15 protein-coding genes are annotated in these 19,825 nt (G+C 37.1%); 7 read left to right on the plus strand and 8 right to left on the minus strand.

Annotation, left to right across the window (positions count from 1 at the left end; translation table 11 throughout):
- Positions 1-25: 25 nt before the first annotated feature.
- Entirely contained in the window at positions 26-1,117 is a 1,092-nt protein-coding gene (locus BTO11_RS00880; RefSeq protein WP_105050808.1) for a helix-turn-helix domain-containing protein, read from the minus strand.
- Positions 1,118-1,312: 195 nt separating this feature from the next.
- On the opposite strand from BTO11_RS00880, the gene thpR reads away from it, so the two are divergent.
- On the plus strand, positions 1,313-1,849 hold the full coding sequence (gene thpR / locus BTO11_RS00885; protein WP_105050809.1) for an RNA 2',3'-cyclic phosphodiesterase: 537 nt from the start codon (positions 1,313-1,315) through the stop codon (positions 1,847-1,849).
- 101 nt (positions 1,850-1,950) lie between these two features.
- Here thpR and BTO11_RS00890 read toward each other — a convergent pair whose 3' ends face one another.
- Positions 1,951-2,664: a hypothetical protein gene (locus BTO11_RS00890; RefSeq protein WP_105050810.1), complete on the minus strand. Its 714-nt coding sequence runs from the start codon at positions 2,662-2,664 to the stop codon at positions 1,951-1,953.
- 228 nt (positions 2,665-2,892) lie between these two features.
- Between BTO11_RS00890 and BTO11_RS00895 the strand changes: the two genes are divergently transcribed.
- From BTO11_RS00895 to BTO11_RS00905, 3 genes are all read left to right on the plus strand, one after another.
- Positions 2,893-3,756: an AraC family transcriptional regulator gene (locus BTO11_RS00895; RefSeq protein WP_105050811.1), complete on the plus strand. Its 864-nt coding sequence runs from the start codon at positions 2,893-2,895 to the stop codon at positions 3,754-3,756.
- Between the two features lie 69 nt (positions 3,757-3,825).
- On the plus strand, positions 3,826-5,238 hold the full coding sequence (locus tag BTO11_RS00900; protein ID WP_105050812.1) for an MATE family efflux transporter: 1,413 nt from the start codon (positions 3,826-3,828) through the stop codon (positions 5,236-5,238).
- 127 nt (positions 5,239-5,365) lie between these two features.
- The gene (locus tag BTO11_RS00905; RefSeq protein ID WP_105050813.1) at positions 5,366-5,830 is read left to right on the plus strand and encodes a hypothetical protein; all 465 of its coding nucleotides are present in this window, start codon (positions 5,366-5,368) and stop codon (positions 5,828-5,830) included.
- 100 nt (positions 5,831-5,930) lie between these two features.
- Here the strand turns inward: BTO11_RS00905 and BTO11_RS00910 are convergent, their stop codons facing one another.
- From BTO11_RS00910 to BTO11_RS00925, 4 genes are all read right to left on the minus strand, one after another.
- The gene (locus BTO11_RS00910; RefSeq protein ID WP_105050814.1) at positions 5,931-7,304 is read right to left on the minus strand and encodes a hypothetical protein; all 1,374 of its coding nucleotides are present in this window, start codon (positions 7,302-7,304) and stop codon (positions 5,931-5,933) included.
- 222 nt (positions 7,305-7,526) lie between these two features.
- Complete coding sequence (locus BTO11_RS00915) at positions 7,527-8,618, minus strand: polysaccharide deacetylase family protein (protein ID WP_105050815.1); 1,092 nt, start codon at positions 8,616-8,618, stop codon at positions 7,527-7,529.
- 163 nt (positions 8,619-8,781) lie between these two features.
- Positions 8,782-9,957, minus strand: coding sequence for a YfaP family protein (locus BTO11_RS00920; RefSeq protein ID WP_105050816.1), 1,176 nt, complete (start codon positions 9,955-9,957; stop codon positions 8,782-8,784).
- A gap of 359 nt (positions 9,958-10,316) precedes the next feature.
- Positions 10,317-11,912: an isocitrate lyase gene (locus tag BTO11_RS00925; protein WP_105050817.1), complete on the minus strand. Its 1,596-nt coding sequence runs from the start codon at positions 11,910-11,912 to the stop codon at positions 10,317-10,319.
- A gap of 162 nt (positions 11,913-12,074) precedes the next feature.
- Here BTO11_RS00925 and BTO11_RS00930 point away from each other — a divergent pair, with 162 nt between their 5' ends.
- Together BTO11_RS00930 and BTO11_RS00935 are read left to right on the plus strand one after the other, a co-directional pair.
- Positions 12,075-13,007 (plus strand): LysR family transcriptional regulator, encoded by a 933-nt coding sequence (locus BTO11_RS00930; RefSeq protein WP_105050818.1) that lies wholly within the window; start codon positions 12,075-12,077, stop codon positions 13,005-13,007.
- 155 nt (positions 13,008-13,162) lie between these two features.
- Positions 13,163-15,373 (plus strand): malate synthase G, encoded by a 2,211-nt coding sequence (locus BTO11_RS00935; protein ID WP_229793377.1) that lies wholly within the window; start codon positions 13,163-13,165, stop codon positions 15,371-15,373.
- Positions 15,374-15,448: 75 nt separating this feature from the next.
- On the opposite strand, the gene BTO11_RS00940 is transcribed toward BTO11_RS00935, so the two are convergent.
- On the minus strand, positions 15,449-17,137 hold the full coding sequence (locus BTO11_RS00940) for an RNA-binding domain-containing protein (protein ID WP_181135809.1): 1,689 nt from the start codon (positions 17,135-17,137) through the stop codon (positions 15,449-15,451).
- 242 nt (positions 17,138-17,379) lie between these two features.
- Here BTO11_RS00940 and glpQ point away from each other — a divergent pair, with 242 nt between their 5' ends.
- The gene (gene glpQ / locus BTO11_RS00945) at positions 17,380-18,444 is read left to right on the plus strand and encodes a glycerophosphodiester phosphodiesterase (RefSeq protein WP_105050820.1); all 1,065 of its coding nucleotides are present in this window, start codon (positions 17,380-17,382) and stop codon (positions 18,442-18,444) included.
- 45 nt (positions 18,445-18,489) lie between these two features.
- Here the strand turns inward: glpQ and BTO11_RS00950 are convergent, their stop codons facing one another.
- On the minus strand, positions 18,490-19,785 hold the full coding sequence (locus BTO11_RS00950) for a PepSY-associated TM helix domain-containing protein (protein ID WP_105050821.1): 1,296 nt from the start codon (positions 19,783-19,785) through the stop codon (positions 18,490-18,492).
- Positions 19,786-19,825 lie beyond the last annotated feature (40 nt).

The following is a 19,825-nucleotide window of genomic DNA, read 5'->3' on the forward strand; positions in this document are numbered from 1 at the left end:
TTTATCGTATTTGTCTCATGCAGGTCTATTTTTGCAATAAAACTCGATTTAACCATGCACTTATTAACAGAGAATTAGCTGTAGGTTGTTCATTGGGATCATTCAAATCAACCATTTTGTAGGTATTAGTTAGCTGGATAGATTCTGAAGGTGATATCCCAAACTCTTCTTTAAATAACAAGCTAAAATTAGATAAAGATTTAAACCCTGACTGAAAGGCAATAGTCGATATTTGTGGTTTTGTTTCTTCGTTACTGCACAGTAAGTGATACGCATGATGTAATCTTTGCTTCCTAATAAAATTTGCAACGCCGCCTAAAGCCTCTGTTATACGATACAGTTTTGCTCTAGAAATATTATATTTTGTGCAAATATCAGCCACATTAAAATCAACACTTTGGATATTTGCACAGATATATTCTTTAATTTTAAATAATAGATAATTATCTGATCTAGGAGGAGTAAGAACAGCTGTTTTGATATGATTTTGTAAGGCTGATATAACCAATTCAATGGTCAATTTAGAAACGTCTAAAATTTCATTCTGAGTAATATATTGTGCTTCTTGTCTTAACATCCTCAGATGATTTACTAATAGGCGAGTCATCACACTTGCTTGGTCTAACGTTTGTAGATGTAATCCCTCTATGTTTATACCATATTTGCTTATAACATCTCTTGGTATAACAAGACTTATAGTATCAATTATAGGGGTAATGCCAGTGACCTCCCGTGACATATCAAGGATAGTTATCCCTCCAGCACCATTACGAATGCTACTACCGTCACCAGAGAAATCACAATATCCATCTAATATTAATTTAACAATTACGCCATCATAGCCAGATTTAAGCGCTCGCTCTGTATTACTGTAATATTTTTGCGGAGTGGCTCCTGCGTTAATACATAGGAAGTTTTTAAAAAAATAACCACTTACTTTAGCTTCAAAGGTAGCATCCTCAACATTAGCATCTTCAACGTTAGCGCCTTTAGCTTGCTCTGGTGTAAGATTTGATGTTTGATAAAATGGATGCATAACATCTCGCCACGCCACTTTTTTATGTTCAGTAGGAAGCGTAGAAGTACAAAAATGAAAAGATGATATTTTTTGTGGCATGCATAATCTTAATAGATTTTATTATAGGCTTTATACAATATTACTCATATTGCAGTAGCAAAACTACCTATTAATGCTTGAATGCTTGAATGCTTGAATGCTTGAATGCTTGAATGCTTGAATGCTTGAATGCTTGAATGCTTGAATGCTTGAATGCTTGAAATGGTAAAGCCCTAAAAACACAAGGTCAACAAAATGCAAAAAAATCACTCGCGTTATTTTATTGGTTTAGATTTATCTAGTACTGACAAGTTGGCTATTGCTCATTGGCGTGACAAGCAAATATTTGCAGCGACAGACAAGCCAGTTCCAGTTGAGAATTTTCACATTACCTTGTCGTTTTTGGGGCAAGTTACTCAGAATAAACTTGAGCAGTTGGAAACGTTATTAGATGCAATTTCAACCCAAAGAGTTAACACAATAACCAATGAGCTTGGTGTATTTAGTAAACCTAAAATATTGTATTTGGGTGTGGAGTTAACGCCAAGTTTACAACAGCTAGCCAAGCAATGTTTGGGGGTTAATGGAAAATTAGCATTGCCTAGTCCACATGAAATATACCGTCCGCATATAACACTAAATCGTAAACACGCAGAAGCAGTTCCTATCATGTTTGAACCACCAAAGCTTGAATTAAACTTCACTGAGTTTCATTTATTTGAGTCCGTATCAAGTTCCAAACAAGGTAAACCACCGCATTATCCTAAACGCATGAGCTTTAGACTGGAATAAGCTGTAAGCTGTAAGCTGTAAGCTGTAAGCTGTAAGCTGTAAGCTGTAAGCTGTAAGCTGTAAGCGAAAAATGATGTATCGTTATTATATACAGTCAACAATTAAAAGTTAGATAAGCTTGAGGGAAGTGATGGTAAATTTACAATCTTTAATTGTATTCTGTCTTTAAATATTTCGAGCATTCTCAAAGTATCACAGTCATACATTCTTGGGTCATCGTTATATGCAATATTAGTTAAGGGTAAAAATATATAATCTCGATAATCTTGATCTAATTCCCACCAATCACAAACGTAAATATTTAAGAAATCGACTACGGCGTTTATCGCTAATTCAGCTTCACTAATAGACCAACGTCCTCGCTCATATGTCATATTTTGTACGTTCTGTTTCTTCAATTTCTTTTTTTCTATTGATTTGTGAAGCCAAGATAACTCACCTTCTAATTTTTGTGATTTATACTGAATTTTCTTCGAGGAAACCTTAGGATGTACGCTGTCATTTCGTAGTTTAATTAAATTTTTAATGCCTTGATATTCTTTACATGACTTATCTAAACTTTTACCTGTGTTTTTATTTAATACCAACTCAAATTTTTTTAAAGTATCATATTGCCTTTCATTTACAGGTTCCTCTAAAGCTTCAAGTATACAATTAGCAGCAGCCTCTAAACTATATGTAATAGTCAGAATAGAGGATGTAACTAAGCAGTTTTGTAAAAAAGTTTCTTCGGTTCTTTCAGCTTCATATAACAATCGTAAGGCTTCTCCAAGCAAACTAAAAAACCTATTTTCTGTTTGTTCACCTACTTGCATTTTTAAGCCTTTAATATCATTTCATAATATACATACTGTACTCTAATTTTAATCTTTCATCTAAATCAGCTTATGTTAAGTTTCAATCGCCCAACATTTTTAAAAACTATCACTATTTAAGTAATATGAAACTCACCGCAATTTCAATCAAGACTGAATGATTTATGCGTGTAAACTTGAGCATTACATTACTTAAAGAATCACTAAACTGAAAAATGAATATAGTAAATGGATAAATATCAACAGAGTATCGTTAGGGTTTGTGATTACATTAATCAGAACCTTGATGATGACTTAACCTTAGATAGGTTAAGTGCGGTGTCGGGGTTTTCTAAATATCACTTTCATCGTGTTTTTTCAGCTTTCACTGGGCTTAACTTAATTAAGTATATTCAAATATCCAGACTAAAACGGGCTTCATATCGCTTGGTATTTAAAGCTGACATTAAAATTATCGACATTGCTTTTGAAGCTGGGTTTGAAAGTGCCGAGGCATTTTCAAGAGCCTTTAAGCGCGAGTTTGGACAAAGCCCTTCTGAGTTTAGAAAGTCTCCTCAATGGCTTAACTGGCATGATAAAACAGATACGTTGACCCTAGCGTTACCTGAAAAAACGGATCATACAATGGATGTAAAGGTTGTTAATTTTCAACAACAGAAAGTAGCGGCGCTGGCGCATCGTGGAGATCCAAAACTGCACTACCAAACATCTATGAAGTTTATTGCTTGGCGTAAAGCCAGCAAGTTGTCACCAATAAAAACCAGCAATACTTACGGCATTCCTTATTCTGATCCGAACGTGGTAAAAGCAGAAGATTTTCATTTTGATCTTTGTGGCGCGGTCAAGGCAGACATTCCAGAAAATGAATTTGGTGTGGTAAATCAAATCATTCCAGCAGGACGTTGTGCCGTTGTTCGTGATATTGGTAATCGTGATGACTTAAAAAAAGGTGTTTATTATTTATATCAACAATGGTTGCCAACAAGTGGTGAACAATGTCGAGATTTCCCTGTGTTTTTTCATTATGTTAATTTTGTTCACGACGTGCCTGAACATGAAGTGATCACTGATATATATTTACCAATTATATAGTTTTTGCTTACTGACTTTTATTCGCAAGCTTTTATTAATGAGCTTTATCCAATTAGGAATGTTTAAAATATGACGACTTCTTCTAACAATATGTTTCTTGTCGGTTCGTTACCGTCTGTGTTTATGAAAACCGCCGCACCTATTATTTTAATGATGTTGGTCAATGGTTCATTTTCATTGGTAGACGCTTATTTTCTTGGCGAGTATGTTGGAGCACATGCACTTGCGGCCGTTACCTCTGTATTCCCTGCTTTTATGTTATTGGTGGCGTTATCAAGCTGGGTGTCTGCGGGCTTTTCAAGTGTGATGGCAAGGCTGTTGGGCGCCAATAAAAAAGATGAAGCGATCTCGGCTTACGGACAGGCGATGACCCTGTCTATGTTTGTTTGCATGGTGCTGATTTTACTGTTTTTAGTCGGCGGTGAACAATTGGTATTGTTTGTTAATAATGGCTCAGCAAGCCTATCTAGCATGAGTTACGATTATTTGTCTTTAATGATATTTTTCTCGCCACTGTTGTTTATTCTCACCATTAATAGCGACAGTTTACGTTGTGAAGGACAAATGGCTTTTATGGCAGTTGTGCCTTTGTTATCGGTATTCTTTAACATTGTATTTAACTACATTTTTATTGCGATGCTTGGCTGGGGCGTAGTTGGTTCTGTTTATGGCACTTTGTTAGCGCAAACCTTATCCCTGTTAGCTGTGTACTTATTTCGCCGTTACAGTAAAACCGCTTTAAAAGTGTCTATTGTGCGCTTTACTACAAACCGTAAATTATGGTCAGACTTTTTAGCGTTAGGCGCACCAACGAGTTTATCTTATGTAGGTGTTGCGCTCTCTTCTGCTTTTATTTTATATAACTTACAAATTTGGAGTAATGAAAACTACAGCATGATTGTGGCGGCTTATGGCATTATCACCCGAATTATGACGTTTATTTTTCTGCCTTTGTTGGGATTGAGCATGGCGTTTCAAACCATTTTAGGCAATAACATTGGCGCAAAAGAATGGTTAAGATCGAACAGCGCGATTAAAATCGCCATCATCATCGCTTTTATTTATTGTGTATTTTGCCAGTTGTTTGTTTTGCTACTTAAAAACCAATTGGGCGGTGTGTTTGTTAACGATATAAATGTGACGACAGAAGTGGCGCGTATTTTACCTATTATGTCGTCGGCTTTATTTTTATTAGGTCCGTTAATGATGATTGGTGTTGTATTCCAAGCCATGGGCGATGCAAAAAGAGCCGCTATTTTACGTTTGGCAAAAGTGTATTTATTCACCCTGCCGTTGATTTTTATACTGCCAATCTTGTTTGCCGAAACAGGTATTTGGTTAGCAGGCCCGAGCTCTGAATTATTAGCCTTATTTTTAACTATTGGCGTTTTATATCAACGCCGTAAAAAGTTAGGCAATCCGTTTGGCTTATTCTTTAAAACGGAAACTGCAAATGAGATTAACGCCAAAGAAAATAATTAAGTTTTTGTTCGAATTAGTTTTAGCTAACAATTAAAGTTCTCAACATTAAAAAGTAACTATTGATGAGTTCATTACTGTTGCGTATTATCAGCCTAGCAAAAAATATTTATATAAAAAAAGGAATAAAATGAAAAAGATAATCCTTATTATCATGGCAGTAATTCTAACGGGCTGTGCTTCACTCCCACAACACAAAGGGGTTATCCCACTTGATGTTAGCCCTACTTATAATCAATCAGCTAAGCAAGGTGATGAAAACTTAGCCGAGATTATATGTGCTGAAGGCGAAAGACAGTATTACTTTTTAGGCACAAGTAAACCTTCACTTTCGTTAATGTTCACAGATGAAGGCTTTAAATTCTTCAATGACTATAAAAGTTCGTGGAAATTAGCACCAGGTAAAAGAAATTTTACACTTCATTGGAGCTTTGATGATAGATATGCTGACTTTAAAGTTAGCCAGTTTGAATTTAAAGCTAACGAGAAATACCTTGCAAAATATTCGGTTCAAAATCGACAAATTAAAGTTTGGATAGAAACTGAAGATGGCACTGTAGTTTTTGGTAAAAGACCAAATGAAGGTGAGTTTTAAATTTAATAAAACTCGTATTCTATTACAAAAAAGCGAACTTTCTAAGTTCGCTTTTTTGTTTCAGCAACTCCCCTCTATAACTTTCATGCTCCACCAAGAACTAAGAATCAGTATCTGAGCTGATTGCCTCTACGTTTATAATAGTCGAGCGGTTTAGCGTGATTTTATAGCGCTGAGTATGCTGTTGATGTTGCTTATTTGTATGTACTAACACGACATTAATCTGGTAACGTCGTTCAACCGCTTGTTTGGTTATTTTACTACCTTCAAGTGAATATAAACGCCCTTCGCCTTTTTTTAAGAAGCGAATAAAAGGTGTTAAATTAAATGTAATACGTTGTTGAATTTCGTCGTAACCGGGTAAAAAGCTTTTGGCCGATACACGAGTATCACTACGAAAATGTAATAATTGCGCGGCTTGTTTATTTTGTTGTCGGCGTGTTTGAAACAGCTCGTCTACGTGTTTGGGCAAATCTTTATTACGAATATATTCCAGCCAAATTGCTTGCCCCGCTATTCTGCTTTTATTAACACTGTGACTATAAATGATCTTCCATTTGGGTAGGCCTTTTTGAATACGCCGCCAAATCATACGGGTAAGATCTTCTTTAAATATTTCACGTAATCCATAAATAATCCCTAACATACCCACCAAGGCAACGGTTACTTCGGTAAAGTTAGTTCGGGCATTTAGTACCAACAACATAACAAAAGCCATAATTACAGCGGTTACAGTGCCACGGACTATACGATTTAAGTTTCTATTGAGGTTTTTAACTTCTTTTTTAAACACCACACCATATTCAATTAATCTTTGCAGTAAGCGCATTTTATTGGTGATGCGATTAGGATCGCCGAGTGTGACTTGTGTATTGTATTGGTTATCGTTTCTGTATTCGCTTTCACTGCGGCATAAGGTCAACAAGAAGTTTCTCTCGCTGGTAAAGTCACTACTTTTGGGTGCTCTGGATAACAGTTTTAAAAATGACTGCTCAACTTGCCAACTAAGATAGTTGTCGGCATTTTCAAAATAAGCTCTAAGTTTTTTATCTGGTGGTGCGTAGCGTCTTAGTTTTTTCAGTAAACCCGAAATTTGCTCTGCCAGTATGATGGCTTGCGGATAGAATTCTTCGCTCTCAGTTAGCTTGAGCGTTTGTTTTATGTCGGTGTCTAAAGCAAGACGAATTTGATAGGAAAACAAATTAAGGTTTAAACGATAATCGGTTTGTTCACCTTTTTGTTGACTAATAAAACGACTGCGCACTAAAGGTAGATGCAATTGATCTGAATAGTAGGCGCTGTTGTTCTGAATACTATTATGGAAGTAATTTTCTTCAGTTAAGGTTTTAGGGCTAATCCCCATTTCATCGGGTAAAGAGAAATATAGGTCGACCCGCTGCTTATCACTCGGCAATAATTGGTAACTGACTTTTATGGAAAGGTTTTCATCTTGGCTAAGTTTGATTTTATTCAATTTTCTCTTTATCTCCCCGTCGTTATATCGTCAAGCCTGAGTCAAATGAGTATGCCTTATTTTTACCTCATTACCCACATTAATCAATCACAGTTTTTTAATATAAATAAGGAATAAACGAGCTGAAGCTCTAAGTTGGGAAAACTGTGAATTATCGCGCTTATAGCCCTATGACGATTATAAAACTCATGGGATACATGAGTTTTATAAAGTCATTGTAGACTATTGTGGTAGTAGTCTACAGTCAGTCCAAGTTAATTCAGCTTTAGAAGAAAGCGTCTGTAACTGTGGTAGGTTATTTAATGCTTTGGCATAGATATCGTGGTAAAGAATGATCCCCTTACGCCAAAATAACATAAGCGTAATAACTCTATCTTGAACGTCTTGGTCTGTTAGTTTTCTATTCCAGTCTTGGCTATCAATATTCCATAACATGACTTTTTCATTATGCTCTTTCAGTGATTCAATAAGGTTCACATGACGTTGTCCATAAGGAGGCCGAAACCAATAAGGCGCATTTTGATATTCAGCTAATGCAGACCGAGTCATTTTTAATGATGACTCCCACTCGTCCCACTTTTGATGACTTTTGTGCTGATAACCATGTGAGCCTAAGCATTGTTCGTCATACATATTTTTAGGGGGCTTTGACGATACGAGCCTTTCACCGAGTACAAAAAAAGTGGCGTGTATATTTAGTTCACGTAAAGCGTCGGTTAATGACTGAGTATGGTTTGTTCTAATATTATTTTTTACTGTGTTAGCCGATGGGCCATCATCGTATGTTAATAAAAAACTACCATCTTTAAACTCAGAACCCGTTATCTCGCGCGCCGAATCTAAGCTATCAATTTCGCTGGTGATCCTAGGAAATAAAGTCGCTAAGCGGGCTTGTTCATATAAATAACGTAAGTAGAAACGCTCACTCGCTAAAGCCCAAGCTGCAAGTTCGGCTGGCAATTGAACCCGACTTTTTTCAACTAAATCATCCCAGTTATCTAACGTGCAATTATCACAAGCATTCTGGTAATTCTGTTGTAGTTTTTGTCGTATTTCTAAATGCCATTTTTCTACACTTTGCAGATTTATATTACTGATGCCAGTGAAGGCGGTGATCTTGGCTTCAGTATTAAGTTTAGTTTTTTCGAAAACACGTACAAATGAAAGGATTTCATTGGCCGATGCGTAGTTAAAATCTTTATTGTTTTCTATTGGATAAGGCCATAAGTTACGATCAAGTGTTGCAACTTTTTCTGGTCCAGCAGCCATAGATAAAGAAGGCAATAATAAAAGAATGAGAAGTAGAATACGCATGAATAGCCTTTTAAATAAGAATGAAACTACATTTGTTTAACTATTTTTTAACTGTACTAATTTGATTAGCTCTAAATTATTCGTTGGTATTTTCTATAGATAATGAAGTGCCTCTATGTATTCAACATCAAAGGGCACTTCATGCTTCTATATTTAACTTTGGTTACAGTTTTTCTAGCATACGAGCGATGCCTTTATCGTATGCTTTATGACTACGTAAGGCTTTAGCATTACGGAAGTTATTAAGCGCTTCTTGCCACAAACCTTTTGACTCATAGATTCGAGCTATATTGTAATAACTACTCGCCTTAACTCTATCTTTTCTATCGCCTTCAGCTAACTCAATTGCTTTGCGATTTGCCCAAAGGCCTTCTGCCGTTCTGTTTAATTTTTGGTAAGTAAGACCCAAGTTGCTATACGCTTGACCGTAGCTAGGATAAAGGTCAATTGCGCTTTGGAATACATACATAGCATCTTCCAATTTACCTTGATGATATATTTTTTCACCACGGGTATTAATACGCTTAGCTTCTTTTTTGATCGCATTTGTGATCAATGAATGATTATCAAATGAAGATGCTTGAATTAACTCATTTAGATGACTTGCGACTCCGTCTCTGTTCAAACTCAAGTACTGGTTGATGTCATGAAATGCACCATTTTCATCGATACCAAACACAACCCAACTTGTTCCTTCGGCTGAAGGTTTAACGTTGTATGTACGGATCAGCGTTTGCCCTACATATACCTGTACACGTGCATCACTGAAACTCATTTCTTTTGAATTTTTAGTATTATTTACGCCATTAGTGTAATCGTGAACAGCATAAACATAACGTTTACCTTCATGCTTTTTCTCAATAGTAATTGTTTCTGGTCCATAACTTGTTGTGTCATCTACATCTAGATTGGCATCAAGTTGTTGCTGCTGGCTGAAAAAAACATGGTTATTAGGGAAGTTAAGATGTGCATCTAAATCAGAAGGATTAGCTCCCCAAGTTAGAACCACTCGTAAACCATCTAAATTATCCATTACAGGTGATAATGCATAAATGAAGTTATCGCATGGACATTTGGTTACAAGTGTAGAAAAGCCAGCCTTACGGATGATCATTATCGTGTCAGAGTCATCAGCTAAATTTGCAGGCAAGGTTACTTGTCCATTGCTATTTGTGACGGCTTGTTGAGAACTTTCACCATTACGTTGCCAAACTACATTGGCTTGGTTAATTGTTTTATCTTTTTTAACTGCACTTAATACGGTTAAGTTTCCAGCCTCTGCAGCTGATGGCATTAACATGGTTGATAGCATTAATGCTAAGGGTAATAAATGACGCATAATAAGTTCCTTCATAAATGCTTTGGAGCATTAATTTAAAATGTAAATCCTAAAAATATAGACTCGCTATATCCATTGAATTAACAGCTCGTTTTGCCAAGGATACACAATCTACGACTAATTGGGAAACAGTGTTAATTGGAATAAATTCATAAAAATAATATACATAGGCGTGAATTTTAAATTTATTAAAACCGACAGATAATAAAAAACCGCCGATAAAGGCGGTTTTGATTTTGCTTCTTTTTTATTTCTGTTTTTACAAATAGTGGAGCTGACTCCAGTTGGGAACTATTGTTACAAACACTCTTTTATAAAAACGGTTTTAACTCTGTAGCTGAACCTGTTTATCTAGTCTATTAACCAAATTGGTTCATTGTATTGTCTTTACCACCGGCTTTTAACGCAGCATCACCAGCAAAGTATTCTTTATGGTCGTCGCCCATATCAGAACCCGCCATGTTTTGATGTCTAACGCAGGCAATGCCTTGACGAATTTCTTCACGTTGAACATTTTTAACGTAACCCAACATACCTTGGTCACCAAAGTATTCTTTGGCTAAGTTATCGGTAGATAACGCTGCTGTATGATACGTTGGCAATGTAATTAAGTGATGGAATATGCCAGCTTCACGTGCACTGTCTGCTTGGAAAGTACGGATTTTTTCATCTGCTTCAATTGCCAACTCAGTACCATCATAATCAACATTCATAAGTTCAGCACGGTTATAACTTGATACGTCTTTACCTGCTTCAACATACAAATCAAATATTTGCTGACGGAAGTTTAGCGTCCAGTTAAATGATGGGCTGTTGTTGTAAACTAGCTTAGCATTTGGCACTACTTCACGAATACGATTAACCATGCCGCCGATTTGGCCTACATGTGGTTTTTCAGTTTCAATCCATAATAAGTCAGCACCATTTTGTAATGACGTTATGCAATCTAGTACACATCTGTCTTCACCTGTACCGGCACGGAATTGGAACAGATTAGATGGTAAACGTTTCGGACGTAATAATTTACCATCTCGATTGAGAATAACATCGCCGTTTTGCAATTTACCTGGTGCAACTTCTTCACAATCTAAGAAACTGTTGTATTGGTCGCCTAAGTCACCTGGTTCATTAGTAACGGCTATTTGTTTAGTTAAGCCTGCACCTAATGAGTCAGTACGCGCAACAATAACACCGTCATCTATACCCAATTCTAAAAACGCGTAACGTACTGCGCGTATTTTAGCTAAGAAGTCTTCATGCGGAACGGTAACTTTACCGTCTTGGTGACCACATTGTTTTTCATCAGATACTTGGTTTTCAATTTGAATACAACAGGCACCCGCTTCAATCATTTGTTTTGCCATTAAGTAAGTGGCTTCTGCATTACCAAACCCAGCATCAATATCTGCAATAATTGGCACAACATGCGTTTGATGATTGTCGATTTCGTTCTGTACTTTTTTCTCAGTTGCTTTATCGCCTGCTTCTTTTGCATCATCAAGTTGACGGAATAAACCACCTAACTCACGAGCATCGGCTTGACGTAAAAAGGTATATAGCTCGGCGACTAAACTAGCTACTGAGGTTTTCTCATGCATTGATTGGTCTGGTAAAGGGCCAAACTCAGAACGTAGTGCCGCAACCATCCAACCAGAAAGGTATAAGTAACGACGGTCAGTGCTATTGAAATGTTTTTTAATAGAGATCATTTTTTGCTGACCAATAAAACCATGCCAGCAACCTAACGATTGTGTGTACTGACTGCTGTCAGCATCGTATCTGTCCATATCTGTACGCATAATAGCGGCAGTATATTTAGCAATATCTAAACCCGTTTTGAATTTATTTTGCGTACGCATTCTTGCTGCATACTCAGGGCTAATTGCATCCCAACTTGCACCACGAGAGGCGCGAATAGCTTCTAATAGCTGAATCTCATTTGTATATGCTGACATAGTTGTACCCTCTTAATATCATTTATAATAATTATAGTTATTTTAAATTTACTCATTTAACGACTCACTTTTTGTGAGCTGGAGTAAATCTGTTGATGACAACTCTAATCCAAACGACTAACATTCAACAAATAGATAAATCGCATACATAGGATTCACAGAATGAATATTAGTAAGATAGATCTCAATTTATTGGTATACCTAGATGTATTATTACGAGAGAAAAACGTAACTCGCTCAGCAGATCAGCTTTCTATCACTCAACCGGCTATGAGTAATGGCCTAAAACGGTTACGAGATTTATTTTCAGATCCTATATTAGTGCGTACTTCAGAAGGCATGATGCCCACAGCACGTGCATTACAGCTACAACCTGTAGTGCGAGATGTACTGTCTAAACTAGAAGCGACGATTCAGCCAGAAACTGAGTTTGAACCCATTAGCTCAAATAGAACCTTTAGAATAATGGCCAGTGATTATGCAGAAACTACGCTACTGGCAAAGGTTTTAGGAGAGTTACGAACCAAAGCGCCTAGTGTTACTTTAGATATAGTAACGCCATCAGACGTTAGTTTTCACGATGTTGAACTTGGTAAAGTAGACATGGCCATCAATCGGTTTGAAGAGCTGCCAATGTCATTCCACCAAAAAGTAATTTGGTACGATACCTTCAGCTGTATGGTGAATAAAGACCACCCTTGTCTGCCAAACTTTGACCTCGACAGATATTTAGAACATCAGCATGTTTGGGTGAGCAAAACGGGCTTTGGTGTGGGCGTAGGCATTGACCCTAATGAGGTTCAGAAGCTAGGCTGGGTAGACGCTGAGTTAGATAAATTAGGTAAAAAACGTAATATCCGTGTTTTTACTCGTCATTATCATATGGCGATGTGGCTAGCTAAAGAACAAGGTTTAATTGCAACATTACCAACCAAAGCAACAGAACTATATGCCGACAATGACAACGTTAAGGTACTAGAGCCACCATTCGATATTCCACCAATTGCCTTGAAAATGGCTTGGTCACCGTTATTACACCACGATGTTGGTCATATTTGGCTAAGACGTTTGATTGTAGATGTTGGCAGTAAATGATCTAACTTAGGGTTTTACCCTTTGATTTTAAAGATAAATCACACCTTTATTCATACTATCTATGATGGCTATATAAAAACAAAGCTAGATGAATTTTAGTAAATAACTTTACACTGTCGCTATAAATAAATGTCAGCCTAAGTGTGAGAATAGTTATGAATAATATGGTGCAAGGTAGAGAACACGTTAAATCTGGTCAATTATCTGTTGACGCCGAGTTGTATAACTTTGTGAATACTCAGGTGTTGGATAAAATTGATCTTAGTAAAGAAAACTTTTGGAAAGATGTAGAAAAACTTACCAAAGAGTTGATGCCAATTAATAAAGCGCTGCTGCAAACCCGAGAAAAATTGCAACAGCAGATCAATAACTATCACAAAAAGCAGACAAACTTAGATCCAAAACATTACAAACAATTTTTAACTGAAATTGGTTACTTACAACCAGAACCTGCAGATTTTAACATCACGAGTACCAATGTAGATGATGAAATTGCAACAATGGCGGGCCCTCAGCTTGTTGTGCCTGTAATGAATGCACGTTATGCAATTAATGCGGTAAATTCTCGTTGGGGTAGTTTATACGATGCGTTATACGGCACTGATGTTATTAGTTCAGACAAGGGGGCAGAAGTACAAAGTACTTACAATCCAATACGTGGACAAAAAGTGGTGGCATACGGTCGTGATTTTTTAAATAAAAACACACCTTTAGTAACTGGTGACTTTAATCATGTTACTGGCTTTAAAATTGAAGCTGGGCAGCTAGTTGTTCAAACAAATTCTGGTGACACGTCATTAGCCCAAGCAAGTCAATTTGTTGGTTACCGTGGTAATGTTAACGCCCCTACTGATATCGTATTACAGCATAATAAATTACACATCATCATTAACATTGACGCCAATCACCCTATTGGCAAAACCGACCTTGCGCATATTAAAGATATTACACTGGAATCTGCCCTAACCACGATTATGGACTGTGAAGACTCTGTTGCCGCAGTCGATGCTGAAGATAAATGCATTGTTTATCGTAATTGGCTTGGCCTAATGACAGGTGATTTAACAGAAACCGTTAATAAAAATGGCAAACAATTTACCCGCTCTTTAGCGAGTAATGTGGAGTTTCTAACCCCAAGTGGCATAACAACATCCTTAACAGGACGTGCACTTATGTTTGTGCGTAATGTGGGTCACTTAATGACAAATCCCGCTATTTTGGTAAATGGCAAAGAAATACCTGAAGGTATTTTAGATGCAATTATGACATCAGCCATAGGCAAAATAGACTTGTTAAAATCTGCTACTCCAGCTGCGATAACATCAGCAATTAAAAACTCGCAAAAAGGTTCTATTTATATAGTAAAACCGAAAATGCACGGTGCCGACGAAGTCGCTTTCACCAATACTTTATTTGATAAAGTAGAAGATATGTTGGCTTTACCACGCCACAGCATAAAAATGGGCATAATGGATGAAGAGCGAAGAACATCACTTAATTTAAAAGCCTGTGTAGAACAAGCCAAACACCGAGTTGTTTTTATCAATACTGGATTTTTAGACCGCACTGGCGACGAAATTCATACCAGTATGGATGCTGGCGTATTTGCACCAAAGGCTGAACTTAAAGTGAAACCTTGGATCCACGCTTATGAAGAATCAAACGTAGCTGTTGGCTTAAATTGTGGTTTTAAAGGCAAAGCGCAAATAGGTAAAGGCATGTGGCCTATTCCGGATCAGATGGCGCAAATGATGAAAGTTAAAATTGGTCATCCAAAAGCAGGGGCGAATACCGCCTGGGTTCCATCACCAACTGCGGCGACATTACACGTAATGCATTATCACCAAGTTAATGTTACCGGCATTCAGCAACACTTACTGAGCACGATAACCTCCGACATAGACACTATTTTAGCTATTCCATTAATTACTGATGAATGTGAGTTAACCAAAGAGTTGATCAACAAAGAATTAGAAAACAACGCCCAAGGCATATTAGGTTATGTAGTACGTTGGGTTGACCAAGGTGTTGGTTGCTCAAAAGTGCCAGACATCAACAATGTAGGTTTAATGGAAGACAGAGCAACCTGTCGTATTTCAAGCCAGCACATCGCCAACTGGTTACATCAAGACGTATGCACTGAGCAACAGGTGAACGATGTGTTAGTCACAATGGCGGCTGTGGTAGATAAACAAAATCAAAACGACCCGTTATATGAAAACATGACGCCAAATGTGGAAGACTCACTGGCATTTCAAGCGGCAAGAGACTTGATTATAAAAGGCACGACACAGCCTAGCGGTTATACAGAACCTTTATTGCATCATTATAGATTGTTGAAAAAGCAGGAGATAGCTAAGCGCTGATAACGGATAGCGATCACTGAACTGATAATAAACCGCCTCTTCATTGGCGGTTTTTTTATGTTTCTTATATGAGAACTAATCATTATGAAAAACCCATTTAGAGCTAGGCCCATTACCAAGCCTTTTGGCAAACTCAGTATTTTTTAGAAACAAACTAGTATGACTTGTACTTTGATTTAACAAATTTGATACATCTTCATTAGTGGCTTCTCCATATGCATTTAGAAAGTCATATAACTTAACGTACTTTTCAGATGTTCGAGGTACTTTAAAGTTTTTTGATATACCAAAGTTATTACTCCAACTCTTGCTTATTTTGACATAAACTCCGCTATTATTACCACACAGCTCAAAAAATTGTTGTTGTTCGACTATCTCTTTAATTTCTTGCCATCCACTGTTTTTAAGATGTTTAGTTCGTTTCAATAAATCAGAAACTGATATATGTCCTACTTTATATAGGCTATTAATAAGAATCAGTTCCATTAATCCAAAATCCTCAGAGGACTCTACAGTTATCACGAATATCGCAGGGATAAGAGCTTTAGCTGAAAATGCGACTTCAACTGTATCGTTTGCTTCTTTAAATGTGGGAAACTCACGACCGTACTTTAATGACCCCAATCCCATTCGTTTAACTCCCATCCCAGCACGATCAACTAAATTGAAGTTCATCATTAAGTTTGCAAGAGCTTTGTTTCGATGCCTTGGGTGATGATTAGTAATATTTTCAGGGGAAACTCCGCCAAAAAAACAACCTGGATTTGTAATTGTCATCAGAGTTGAATCAAACTCTATTGACACCATTCCCTCTAACATATAATCCCGGTGTACCAAAGAATTTAAAAAACCTTCATGAAATGCGTCCACATCTAACAATTTACAAGTATAAGACTTTGATTTAAATGTAAATACCTCACTACTATTACAGTCATCAAAATGCTTTTTGGCCTTTATATTTGTATCCCATAAATTGCCATCCCACACCTCATTTACCTTTAGTGTTCCATTTCTCTTTATCCAACTAAAACGATACTCATATGTTCCTAATAAAGCTTTTATTTGCTCAGATTTACCTAAAAATAGCAGCCCGGCTTTTGTAACTTTACCATCAGAAGTAACGCCTATGGCTTCTAAAAACTGCTCTAACGATGGTTGTTCATCATCTGCAATATCTTTTCTAGCGACATAATCCGCATAAGCAGCAGAGATAGAGTGAACATCTAATAATTTTTGATATTCTATGTCCTCAATAGTCTGCGACGTCCAATCATAAGCTCGTAAATTATTTATTGCTGTAGTAACTTCGTGGGGTTGTAATGGTCTGCTTGAACGACCATCTCTAATCATATATTTACCACTACTAGTAGAAACAAGACTGTTTACAGAGCGCTCCACTTGAATTGATAAATATGTAACTGAGTTAATAGCATGGTAAGCGGTACGTAGTTTCTGTCTTGGCTGAAGGTTCCCCTGAATGGAGTCATTAACTATAATTGGATCTCCGAGTTCAGTTCCGACGAGCTGCTTGCTCCAATTATTATCTTTTACATTACTTCCATCTTTTATGCCGACGATTACAGTCCCGCCTTTATGGTTAGCAAAAGCAGCAATTTCTTCTGAAAGATCTTTTCTTTTATCATGTAATGCCTTTAGAGAACGATACTCTTTAAACTCAACAACTTCATTTTCTAGTAGATCGCTATTAACTTGTCCGCAAGAACGGATTAAATCCAATATCTGCTCTTCATTTTTAAAAGTCATAAACATCCTTATAAAGCATAATAACTAGCCATTTTAAATCAAATTAGTTTAGTTTGTAATCTAAAGAGTCATGATATATTTTTATTGTCACTAGGGGTAACCTGTTTAATATGATTGTAATATAAATGGATAATACTTCTGTTATCCATTTTGTGAACTCAATTAGCTTTAGCTCTATTAACTTTAGACCTACTAAAGTTAGCTCTGCTAATTTAAGCCCAACTTATTAAGCGTAAATCACCATGAAATTTATATTTTTAATTCTACTTTGTTTCTTAACATCATGCGGCTTTGCACCTCAAATTAATACTCAAGATAAGCTGGTCATTGCACATCGTGGTGCAAGCGGTTATTTACCAGAACACTCTATAGCAGCTAAAGCGATGGCTCATGCTATGAACGCTGATTACATTGAACAAGATGTCGTGATGAGCAAAGACAACCAACTGCTAATATTGCACGACCACTACCTTGACCGAGTCACCAATGTCGCGACTGTTTTCCCTAACCGAAAACGTCAAGACGGTCGTTATTACGCCATTGACTTTACCCTGACAGAAATCCGTACACTCAAGATGACAGAAGGATTTAGTGTGGATGAAAGTGGCCAACAAAAAGCCGGATTTCCAGAACGTTTTCCATTATGGAAATCTACATTTGCAGTACATACCTTGGCTGAAGAGATTGAGCTCATTCAAGGCTTAAATAAAAGTACCGGCAAAAACATCGGTATTTACGTAGAAATAAAATCGCCAGCGTTTCATTTACACGAAGGTAAAGACATCAGTAAAGCGGTATTAAAAGAGCTGAAACGCTATGGTTACGACAAGACTAACGATAAAGTGTTTCTGCAAAGCTTTGATGCTATTGACTTGCAACGCATTAAAAAGCAGTTGTTACCTGAGCTAAACATGCAGATAAAACTCGTACAGTTAATTGCCATGACAGACTGGCAAGAAACCTTAATTTACCAACAAGATAGTACCAGTGTTTATAATTACGATTGGATGTTGCAGCCAAGCTCCATGCAAAAAATTGCGACTTACGCGGATGGCATAGGCCCATGGAAACCTATGTTAGTTGACTCTAAAAGTAAGCCAGTAAAGTCTAATGGCTTATTAGAAGCTGCACATAAAGCGGGATTAGTTGTTCATCCCTACACGTTCAGAGCAGATAGCGGCCGTATTCCAGAATATGCCCAGGACTTCGATGATCTTTTAAAGATCTTCTACTTCGACATTGGCGTAGATGGCGTATTTACAGACTTTCCAGATAAAGCGGTGCAGTTTTTACAAACAAGAAGGTAAAAAATCCGTAGGAAGCCTAAAGCGCTTCCTAGGTTCGTTCTGAGCTTACTTATCAGCTAATCCCAAAAACGTTTGGACTTTAGGTAGTTTTGGAAACCCCCATTTTTCTAGAACCCAAATAACAATAAGCGACATTAATAACATAGGCAGCAGTGCTGCTAAGGTCACGATCAATACGATTACGCCTTTACTCTTTGTTAGTTTTTGGTCTTGCAGTTTATTAGGAGCGCCTAAACGATCAGCCGGTTTTCGTTTTCGCCATAATACAAAACCACTCACCGACAAAATCAATAAACCTAAAGCAACAATAACGCCCAATAATTGATTAGCCCAACCAAATAACTGCCCTTCATGTGCTGATATTCCAATGCCAATAATGCGATCTAACAATGCTTTATCACTAAAACCATTACGCTTAATGATGTCGCCATTATTATCCAGCCAGGCATTTTGCGACAGCATCATGTTTTGCGACCTTGAAGATACTTTCCATATTCTCTGTTCTGCATCACTTACTGACAATTCAACAGGCGATGCGAAATCAAGGGCAACAGCCTTTTTGTAAACTTCATTTGATAAAGGTATATAAGCTCTAGATTGACGTTGCAGAGTTTGCAACTGTTCTTTTTTATTTATACTCCAATCAGAGCTAGTCATGTGTGTAATTGCTTTACGCACCTCTTTAAAACCAGCTCCCCAGACTTGTGTCCAAGGCAAGCCACTTATTAATAAAAAAAGAATCAAGATGCTTATCCACATACCAATAACCGCATGTAAATCTCGCCAGAAACGACGACCACCTTCTGTTAATCTAGGGTAAATAACACCAGCCATGCCTTTATTGTCTTTTGGCCACCACAAATACATGCCAGTTAACACTAAGAAAATAGTCCAACATGCAGCCAATTCTACTAACAAAGAGCCATTTTCTCCCGCCAGTAAACTGCCATGTAATTCCCTTACCCATTCAATAAATCGATTGTCCGATTCAACAACATCCATAACGGACAAAGAGTAAGGATCTACATAAACAAAATAGCTTTGTTTGTTTTGTAGCGCTGTGATCCTAGTTGCATCTTGATTATTTTGAGGTAGACGATAACTTCGAAACTTAGCGTTTTCCATTGCGGACATCGCAACTGCTATTTGATCGGCAGGAAGCGTCCGCACACCTGAAGTTGATGTTGTTACATAATCGGCTTCTCGCAAATTTTCTATTTGTGGTTTAAACAAATAAATAGAGCCGCTAATAGCTAAAATCATAATGAAAGGAATGCAAAATAACCCAGCATAAAAATGCCATCGCCAAAGTATTCGATATGTGTTGTTGGTATTAGCCATTAAATTCTCATCTTAAATCTAAATTGTCACATTCAGTCAT

This window comes from Psychrosphaera saromensis, from assembly GCF_002954545.1.
GTDB classification, from domain to species: Bacteria; Pseudomonadota; Gammaproteobacteria; order Enterobacterales; family Alteromonadaceae; genus Psychrosphaera; species Psychrosphaera saromensis.